The sequence below is a fragment of the Methanosarcina spelaei genome (assembly GCF_002287235.1).
In the GTDB taxonomy this organism is placed as follows: Archaea; Halobacteriota; Methanosarcinia; order Methanosarcinales; family Methanosarcinaceae; genus Methanosarcina; species Methanosarcina spelaei.
This window is the reverse complement of record NZ_LMVP01000098.1, coordinates 1-8040: the sequence shown is the minus strand read 5'-3', so window position 1 is coordinate 8040 and position 8040 is coordinate 1. Positions and strand designations below refer to the sequence as shown.

7 protein-coding genes are annotated in these 8040 nt (G+C 35.4%); 6 read left to right on the top strand and 1 reads right to left on the bottom strand.

The features are described from left to right. Positions 1-960 precede the first annotated feature (960 nt). From ASJ81_RS06765 to ASJ81_RS24405, 6 genes are all read left to right on the top strand, one after another. The gene (locus ASJ81_RS06765; protein ID WP_095643818.1) at positions 961-1797 is read left to right on the top strand and encodes a class I SAM-dependent methyltransferase; all 837 of its coding nucleotides are present in this window, start codon (positions 961-963) and stop codon (positions 1795-1797) included. A gap of 707 nt (positions 1798-2504) precedes the next feature. Further along, on the top strand, positions 2505-3002 hold the full coding sequence (locus ASJ81_RS06760) for a hypothetical protein (protein ID WP_141241609.1): 498 nt from the start codon (positions 2505-2507) through the stop codon (positions 3000-3002). A 102-nt stretch (positions 3003-3104) separates the two neighbouring features. After that, positions 3105-4316 carry an ABC transporter substrate-binding protein gene (locus ASJ81_RS06755; RefSeq protein WP_245859880.1) on the top strand — a complete coding sequence of 404 codons (1212 nt, stop codon included), beginning with the start codon at positions 3105-3107 and terminating at the stop codon, positions 4314-4316. Further along, positions 4313-5356 (top strand): FecCD family ABC transporter permease, encoded by a 1044-nt coding sequence (locus ASJ81_RS06750; protein WP_095643815.1) that lies wholly within the window; start codon positions 4313-4315, stop codon positions 5354-5356. The genes ASJ81_RS06755 and ASJ81_RS06750 overlap by 4 nt, the downstream gene beginning before the upstream one ends. Further along, positions 5353-6126, top strand: a complete 774-nt coding sequence (locus tag ASJ81_RS06745; RefSeq protein ID WP_095643814.1) for an ABC transporter ATP-binding protein — start codon at positions 5353-5355, stop codon at positions 6124-6126. Before ASJ81_RS06750 ends, ASJ81_RS06745 begins: the two co-directional genes overlap by 4 nt. Before the next feature lie 377 nt (positions 6127-6503). Then, the gene (locus ASJ81_RS24405; protein ID WP_338037389.1) at positions 6504-6629 is read left to right on the top strand and encodes a hypothetical protein; all 126 of its coding nucleotides are present in this window, start codon (positions 6504-6506) and stop codon (positions 6627-6629) included. A 182-nt stretch (positions 6630-6811) separates the two neighbouring features. Here the strand turns inward: ASJ81_RS24405 and ASJ81_RS06735 are convergent, their stop codons facing one another. Then, entirely contained in the window at positions 6812-7768 is a 957-nt protein-coding gene (locus ASJ81_RS06735) for a beta-ribofuranosylaminobenzene 5'-phosphate synthase (protein WP_095643813.1), read from the bottom strand. Positions 7769-8040 lie beyond the last annotated feature (272 nt).

Below are 8040 nucleotides of genomic sequence, written 5' to 3'. Positions count from 1 at the left end.
TAGGTTAATGGTGGAGTGTCTTAGGTAAATCGATGGGGAGAATACATGAGGAAGAAATTTTTTAGCGAAGTACTGAATTTAGTTTAGATCCAAAAGGCTCTTCGCGGTTTTATGTGGGTTGAAAATAATGATACAGTTACAAAGTAACCAGACAAACAGAGAAACATCAAGCTTGAATGTGATATTCAACCACAAATGTTACTAAATTTTAAATATGTTACTTTGAGATTTAAGAATATATGTAAGTTATCCACTCGAAACAGCGAAAAGCCAACAGAGTAGTATTTTAGCTTATTAATATTTTATTTTTTTAATGTTTTAGCTTTTTAGCTTATTAGTATTTTAGATTTTTATTATTTTGGCTTTTTAGCTTATTAGTATTTTAGCTTATTAGTATTTTAGCTTATATCTGTAATCCGTTTAGTGATATATATAAAATATTACATTAAACTGACTCAGTACCAAAACCTAGTGATGAATTTAAATTTCAAAACCACTAGGTTTTGTAATTAGTCATAATCCTTGTGACATAACTTAAAAATTGAAGTCTTTAGATGTCGAATATTGATTTTGATGATAACTGGACTCTTCTTGCTAACTCAGGTCTTCAATTAAAAAATACGAAAATCACTGGATTTTGGAACAGAGTCCATTAAACTGGTAAACATTCACATATGTAAGCAAGATGATAGTCATAGATAACACTTCGAGAACTACAATTACTTGTTAAGGTAGTATAATTAAATGAAAAATAAAGCATGAAAGTTTTCCAGTTGGTAGTGTGTCAATTTTTCTGTAAAATCATAAATCTTAATAAATTAGCCGTTGGAAAATCCAATATCAAGAGAACTGAATTATGGCCAGCGTATAAAAATTTGACTCTGAATTTACAGAAAATTCGAAAACCCTGAATTCCAGTTAAAAATACATACAAATAATTGAGACATTTGAAGGAAAAAAATGGATACGAATACAATTGATTGGAATGAAGTTTGGAAAAATCAGATGTTGAAAAACGTAGGTTCAAATCCTGCCGACGATTATGCATCTCTCTGGAGTAAACGATTGAATGCAAAATTGTTTTGGGAAATAACAATGGAAAACGACAAAGGAAGAATTGAGAAGACAATGAATAGTCTTCCAATAACTTCTAAATCTCGAGTGCTCGATATAGGTTCAGGTCCTGGAGTTCTTTCAATTCTAGTTTCTAAAAAAGCAGCTCATGTCACAGCTGTAGAACCTTCAAGGGAAATGATGAGTATTTTGCAGGATAACATCAAAAAATTTGATATTACCAATATTAATTGTGTAAATAAACGTTGGGAAGATGTGGATACAGAAACAGATCTTGAAGGTCCGTACGATATAGTCTTTGCTTCATACTCTCTCGGGATGGTTGACATAAAAAATGCAATAATAAAAATGATTTCTTCTTCTTCAAGTAGTGTGCACCTTTATTGGATTGCAGGAAGCAATTTATGGGATATATATTCCCCTGAGATCTGGCCTGTTCTTCATGGCAAGGATTATCAACCTATGCCAAAAAGCAATATTTTATATAATGTTCTATATCAGATGGGTATTTATCCTAATGTAAATATGTCCGAATTAAACTATAGAAATAGATTTTCGTCTTTTGATGAAGCTGTCGAGTATTGTATTCCTATGTATAAAATTACAAATTCCTATCAAGAGCAGGTGCTTCGTGATTATCTAAAACGTATTCTAAAAAACAGGGATGGTTTTTTGACTATCGAAGCTCAAACCAATCATGTAGAAATGTGGTGGCAAAAGTAAATTGGTGTATTTTATCCTCAAGGATTTTTATTGGGAAATTTGTGTTCAGAAAATATTTTCAAAAATCAAACTCCGTAATTCATATTAGGAACTATATAAACTTACTTTCCGCGGACGCACAAAAATACTATTGATTTTTATCAAAATGGTAGTCATTAAAAAGTTGACCATTCTTTGATGAATTATTTTGGGCAAATGGGCAAATAATTTCTCATGCGTCTTCGGTTAAGTAAGGAATCGTGATAAATTGTGTCAATTTCAGTAACATTTGCCAAAAATTTTAATGCGTTATGAGCTGGAACAGGGCATCGATTTTATGTAAATAGACCAAAATTTAAGGACGGCTTCTAGTGCAAAACCGATAGCTTTCAGGCAAGAAAATTCCTTAACCGATGACCAATGAATAATTTCTACTTCTGTGTACATCTGCGGAATGTAGGATAAACATCAATTCTAAACTATTCAAATAAAACGATTTTGAAATCAAAACCTGTTGCTTAGTTTCCTACAAAAAACCCTAGATAGAGTCTATGACTTGAAATCGTCTGCGTCCATCCGTAATTATCTGCAATTAGCTGAAAATATTTAGAACCAGCTTACTTGGAAAAAGTTTGCAATAAATTCGCAATGATATTTTCCAAGAAGCTAAAAAATTATTATAAAATTATATGAGGGATACGAATAAAATGAAATTTGGGAAAATAATATTGTTTTCATTAGCGGTTACAATCCTTATTAGCTCAACAGCAATAGCAGAAGAAGTGAAAGTTATACGAACTCTTTCAACAACTGAACCTGCTGCAAATTCAGAGTTTTCTGTTACTCTTAACGTATCAGGGACGAACGTAGCTGGTATTGTTGAAAGTATTCCTGAAGGATTTTCTTACATTGGCACAAGCCATCCAGAAACGCAGACTAGCCAATCTAAACAAAAAATCTTTTTTTCGGTTATAGGGGAAACAGAAATCACATATCGAGTAAAAGCACCTTTATCTGGAGGCGGAGCATTTACAGGAACATGGTATGATCCTCTGGATAAAACCGAAGGAGTAATTGCAAATACAGATGTGATCGTTAAATCAAACTACTCCAGCAAAAGTGAAGCACAACCACAGGAACCTGAATCGAAAAGTACACCTTTTTTAAGTACTGTAGCAATGATCGCGATAATTGGTTTATCAGCTTATTGTTTAAGAGATTATTAGAGCGGAAGGAGAACACAGTAGGTGTTTAAAATGAATACAACTGTAAAAAGAAGGTTATTTGTAGGTATCTTATTGTGCTTCTTAATATCTTTGAGAATATGCGTGGCTAGTGCAGCAATTCCAGGAGATCTGGATAATGATAACATGATCTCTAGAGCAGAACTCTCAGATGCAATTATCTCATACATGAAGTTTACATATACCGGAGAAAGTGTGAAGTGTCTTGAAAAGGATATGTTGCGAGAAACCGCAAGAAAGCATTTTACAATAACTGTGACCGATCTTGCTGGAAGGAAAGTTACTGTTCCTACAAGAGTCGAAAAAGTTGTTTTAGGTCAGTCTCTTTATATTCAGGAATTTGCCGCTCTAGAAGGTGAAAATTTTACAGAAAAAATAGTTGGTTGGGGTTCAGAACTTGAAACTTATGACATAGATACCTACAATGAATATCTAAAGAAGTATCCCGAAATAAAAAACATTCCTACAGTCGGATCTCTTAATAAAAATACATTTGATACGGAAACTATTATTTCTCTTAATCCTGACCTTGTTATAATGCCATTAATGATGAAAGAGACAGCACAAAAGAGTACTGAAAATCTGGAAAATGCCGGAATTCCCGTTCTTTTTGTAGACTTCTGGAAAGACCCTTTAGAAAATACACAAAAAAGCATACTAGTAATGGGTCAAGTACTGGGCAGGGAAAAAAGAGCAGAAGATATTTCTAGATTTTACGGGGAACAGATGGATAAGGTCTATTCAGTCCTGAATAGTAAGGAAGAAAATGATACAAAACAGAAAATTTACGTTGAATATGGTTCATTTGGCCCATCCCAGTATGGAATGACTTTTAGTACCTCAAACTGGGGACCAATGATCACAAAATTAAATGGTATAAACATTGCCGAAGGTGTTGCAAGTATGGCTCCCATAGATCCGGAATACCTTCTGGCTGAAAATCCTGATATGATAATAATAGCTGGCCAGTACTGGCCAGAGAGTAAAGATTCAATGTTACTTGGATATTCAACAAATCTAACTGAATCCAGAAAACGTCTTCAAGGTTTCTGTACCCGCTCAGGATGGAACACACTTAATGCAGTAAAAAATAATAATATTCATGGGATTCATCAAGGTATTAGTTATCATATATATAATTTTGCGGGAATTCAGGCACTTGCTAAATGGATGTATCCAGAGAAATTTGCTGATTTAGATCCAGAAGCAAATTTAAGAGAATTTCATGAGAGATATCTGCCTATTGATTATAATGGCGTGTGGATCTTGGATATTGTGGAGGCGCAAGAGAAATGAAATCTGCAAACAGAGAGACATATAATGCTATAATAAAGCAAAAATATCTTTATTTCATTTATTTTGCAATTGCAGTATTCCTTGCATTTTTAACAGATATTGCAGTAGGCTCTTCATCACTTTCTATTTATGACGTCTTTTCAACAATAATTTCACCACATTTAAACGATCCTAATACAAACGTCATTGTCTGGGATTTTAGATTACCTAAAGCTCTGATGGCAATTATTGTCGGTGCATCTCTCGCTGTAGCTGGCGCGGAAGTACAAACTATTCTTGATAATCCTCTGGCGAGCCCGTACACACTCGGCATATCAGCTGCTGCTGGCTTCGGTGCTGCTCTTGCTGTAGTTTTCGGGCTAGGCACAATCCCTTTTGCCGGAAGTATCCTTGTTTCTGTTAATGCTTTTATTTTTTCATTTTTTTCATTTTCTATAATATGCCTTATCGCTAAAATAAAAAATGCCAGCAAAGAGATTATGATTCTTACCGGAGTCTCCCTATTATTTTTGTTCCAGGCATTAATATCTTTACTTGAATATTTAGCAACAGATGAGCAGCTTCAAAAAATAGTATTTTGGTTATTTGGCAGTTTCGAGAACTCCTCCTGGTCTACAGTATTAATTTGTTTTGTTATTTTTATTATCATCGTTCCATTACTTGCCATTGATTCTTGGAAACTTACAGCACTAAAACTGGGAGACGAGAAGGCCAAAAGTTTAGGAATTAATGTTGAGAAACTACGCTTAAAAGTGATTATTTGCGTAACTATCCTTACAGCATCTGCAGTATGTTTTGTTGGTACAATAGGTTTTGTAGGCCTCGTTCCACCCCATATAGCTCGAATTCTTACAGGTGAAGACCAGAGATACTTCATACCTTTGTCTGCACTTTTGGGGTCACTTTTTCTATCTTTGGCTTCGATTGGCGGAAAGATAGTTTGCCACAAAGGTGTGTTCCCTATAGGAATTGCCACTTCCATGATAGGTGTTCCTTTCTTTTTATCGTTACTTTTAATGAAAAGGAGCGAGTCTTTTTGAAATTAGAAATTGATAATTTTTCATTCGGTTACAATTCATCTCTTATTTTTAATGAAATGAATTTCAAGATTGAATCAAGGATTACAGTACTGATAGGGCCAAATGCTGCAGGCAAGTCAACTCTCTTGAAGTGTATAGCTGGAGTATTGGACCCTAAAGGAACGATAATGTTTAATGGAAAAGATGTGAAGAGTTTTGAAAAAAAAGACCTGATACGTTTAAGAAGCTACCTTCCTCAAGAGTCAAAAATAACCAGTTCTTTAACTGTGTTTGAAATTCTTCTTCTGGGAATGGCAAATTCTTTATTCTGGAAGGTAAACGAGGCTGATCTTGAAGTAGTTTCGAATGTATTGAAATACCTGGGAATTGAAGATTTAGCTCTAAGAGGTATTAATGAATTAAGTGGTGGACAAAAGCAAATGGTATTCATTGCTCAATCCTTAATTAGAGACCCAAAACTCCTTTTAATGGATGAGCCAACTAATGGCTTAGACCTGAAATATCAATTAGAGCTTTTTGAATTAATACAAAAAATAACACTAGAAAAGGGTATGACTACTATAATTGCTTTGCACGATCTTAATCTAGCAGCCAGATTTGCCGACAATATAGTCGTTATGAACAAGGGAGAAATTTATGCATCAGGTCCTCCGTCTTCGGTCTTAACGCAAAAAACTATAGAATCTGTCTATGGGATAAACGCTCGGATTAGTATTGACGACGACGGGGTTCCGTGGATAAAGCCAATTAATTCAATTAAGAATAAGTGATAAGATAATATAGCTTATTATTGATAAGATAATATAGCTTATTATTGATACTTTAGAATAAAATATAGATCATACAAGTGTTCTGTCATTTCTTCATGCGCTTCGGTAAGTGAAGAATCGTGATAAATCACATCAATTTCCTCAACAGTCATCAAATAGTTTAATAAGTCGTAAGCTGGAACAAGGTATCGATTTCACGTAAATAGGCCAAAATTTAAGAATGGCTTCTGATGCAAAATCGATAGCTTTCAGGCAAGAAAATTTCTTAACCGATGGCCAATGAGATTTGTTCATAATTAAGAGAATGCTGTTTTGCTTGTTCCTCCTGGAGTTGGAAAGTCTCACCTTGCAATCGCTCTTGAATTGAAACAGTAAAAATGAGTATTTCGGTTTACTTTACCAATACAGGAAACCTCATTGAAAGATTGAAAACAGCAAATCGAGAAGAAATGCTTGAAAAGAAACTAAGGGACTTGATGAAGTATAAAGTGATGTATCAGTAATTTATAACAAATTCATGAAAAATTGAGTAAATTTTATACAAAAGATGGGGAAAAATAATTCGGCAAAAATGGGGGAAAAATAAACTGGCCTTGACACTCGGATCAGTCAGGGAATTATTTCACAGGCTGCCCGAGCGTAAGCACAAAGTTTTTCCTTTTTACTCTCAATGAATGTGAGACTATTAAATTCGGGATATTTCTGCACCCTGGTTTCTTGCCCTGGTAAGGATGACAGTCCCACCAACGGAGCTGTCAAGCATTTTTTGGACTTCAGACTGAAGCTGCCTGCCTTCTGATTTGTTGTCTACAAAAGAATATACTACAGGACCAAAGGAACTTACCCCGGCTCCATAGCTCCGGCTGCGCATGTGAGAAGCAATATTTTTAACGAATTGAGGCCAGATAAGGCTCTCTCTTTTATTAAAACCGACAGTTTGTACATGATTTACTGCGGCCCCAAAACTTTCTATGTCTTCTTCTAGCACAGCAGGCATCATCTGCATGAGCACGACATGAGAAATTTCCCTAACTTCTTCTACAGGAAGAGGACAGAACTTTTTGAAGGTTTCCACTTCTTCCTGGTCATGCATTCCTTTGTCATTGGGAATTGCTACCACCATATCCCATTGAGGGAAATCCTCTCTGAAGAGCACTGGCCCAGGTGGTACTTTGCTGGCAGCCGATGGCATAAAACCACCTTTATCTTTGAACCGGTGTCCTCCGTCAATTATAAACCCGCCTTTCTCAAAAGCAGCTACACCTATACCAGAAGTTCCTCCTCTTTTTACTGAAAGTGCAAGTTCTCTAACGCTTTTTCCAAGTCCATACAGTTCATTAACAGCTGCTGCTGCGGCCAGGGAAGACTGAGTTCCTGATCCGAAGCCTACGTGGGCAGGGTACACTTCCTGTACATTGATCCTGATCCCCTTCCCTTCAGGAAGCAGGGACTCTGCAGCTCTTTTCATTCGATCGGCAAAACTCTGCAGACCTTCTATACTGACTCCATCGGCTTCCTCAGCCGTAATTTTTATATTGGGAGAGGAAAGGGTTAGTCCTGCTCCTCCATCGACTCTTCCGATCTCCGCATTCATATCAATAAGCGTCATATGAATTCGGCAAGGAGTGGTTATTTTGATCATTCCTGTTAAACTCCAAAATTACACTTAAAGCTTTATGACTTCCTAAGTCCTGTGCTCCTTTTATTGTAGCTGCTGATATTTAATCTTTTTAAAATTATCTTTTATCTAGCCTTAATTCTGTAGACACAATAAAATAACAAAATAAGTGAAGTATAAGGAGAGCAGGAACAGAAGGGAAAATTGGAAAAGGAAAATTAGGAGAGGAAAACTAAGAAAGGAAAATTAGGAGAGGAAAACTAAGAAAAGAAAATTAGGAGAGGAAAACTAAGAAA

Coding starts and splice junctions, on each gene's coding strand:
- ASJ81_RS24405 (WP_338037389.1), top strand. CDS start 6,504: ATGAGTATTTCGGTTTACTTTACCAATACAGGAAACCTCATTGAAAGA.
- ASJ81_RS06750 (WP_095643815.1), top strand. CDS start 4,313: ATGAAATCTGCAAACAGAGAGACATATAATGCTATAATAAAGCAAAAA.
- ASJ81_RS06765 (WP_095643818.1), top strand. CDS start 961: ATGGATACGAATACAATTGATTGGAATGAAGTTTGGAAAAATCAGATG.
- ASJ81_RS06735 (WP_095643813.1), bottom strand. CDS start 7,768: ATGATCAAAATAACCACTCCTTGCCGAATTCATATGACGCTTATTGAT.